The sequence below is a fragment of the Halorubrum sp. AJ67 genome (assembly GCF_000513435.1).
Genome location: NZ_CBVY010000002.1, coordinates 413,154 through 414,174, shown reverse-complemented (window position 1 = coordinate 414,174; position 1,021 = coordinate 413,154). Strand labels below are relative to the sequence as shown.

Genomic DNA, 1,021 nt, shown 5'->3' with positions numbered 1-1,021 from the left:
GCGACGCTCCGCGGGACCGGACGGAACCCGCCGCCGACCCGACGGCCGACGGCTTCGCCGCAAGGGTGGGCGCTGACGGCCGTGCTGTTCACCTGCGTGCTGGTCATCCCGGGGATCATCTACATCTACCCGTACGCCGCGGGCGCGTTCGGGTTCACCTTCTTCGCGACGTACCTCGCCTTACCGCTCGTCCCCGCGCTCCTCCTCGGCCTCGTCGCGGTCTGGTCGATGACGGCCGCGACCGCGGACGGCGAGGCCTGAGGGGTCGCCGCGTCCGCTCACCGGTCGGTTCCGCTCGCCGGTCGGTTCCGCTCACCGGTCGGTCCCGCTCGGCGGCGAACGACAACCGTTTTGAACGACACCCGCGGAGTGGAGCTATGTTGATCACCGTCTCCGGCCCGCCAGGGAGCGGGAAGAGCACCAACGCCGTCCAGCTCGCGGACGCGCTCGGTCTCGGACACGTCTCCGGCGGCGACATCTTCCGCGAGATGGCGGCCGAACGCGACATGACGCCCGTCGAGTTCAACGAGTTCGCCGAGGAGGACCCGCAGATCGACCGCGACCTCGACCGCCGGCTCCGCGATATCGCCGTCGAACGCGACGACGTCGTCCTCGAATCCCGGCTCGCCGGCTGGCTCGCGGCCGACCACGCGGACTTCCGGTTCTGGTTCGACGCGCCGCTGTCGGTCCGCGCGGAGCGGATCGCCGAGCGCGAGGCGAAGCCGGTCGACCGCGCCCGAACCGAGACGGAGCGCCGGGAGACCTCCGAGCGCAAGCGGTATCAGGAATACTACAACATCGACATCGAGGATCTTTCGATCTACGACGCCGCGTACAACACCGCCCGGTGGGGGCCCGAGCGCTTCCTCGACGTCCTCGTCGCGACGGTCGAGGCGTACGACCGCGCAACCGACGAGGGGAAGGCACCCGTCGAGGGCGTCGTGTACGACTTCTGAGTTCCCCCGCTCCGTCCGAGCATGACAGACTCACCCGACGACGCCGACCGCGACGCTCCCGGCAA

Annotated in this window: 1 protein-coding gene and 1 pseudogene; both read left to right on the top strand. The window is 70.1% G+C overall.

The annotated features are described in order from the left end of the window. Positions 1-261, top strand: a pseudogene (locus BN903_RS03715) (hypothetical protein); the annotation flags it as partial. Between the two features lie 116 nt (positions 262-377). Beyond that, a complete protein-coding gene (cmk, locus tag BN903_RS03710; RefSeq protein ID WP_048076421.1) occupies positions 378-956 on the top strand; it encodes a (d)CMP kinase in 579 nt (192 codons plus the stop codon). The last annotated feature ends 65 nt before the right edge of the window (positions 957-1,021 follow it).

What these genes read in the sequence shown, in the direction of transcription:
- cmk (WP_048076421.1), top strand. Translation starts at nt 378, where the DNA reads ATGTTGATCACCGTCTCCGGCCCGCCAGGGAGCGGGAAGAGCACCAAC.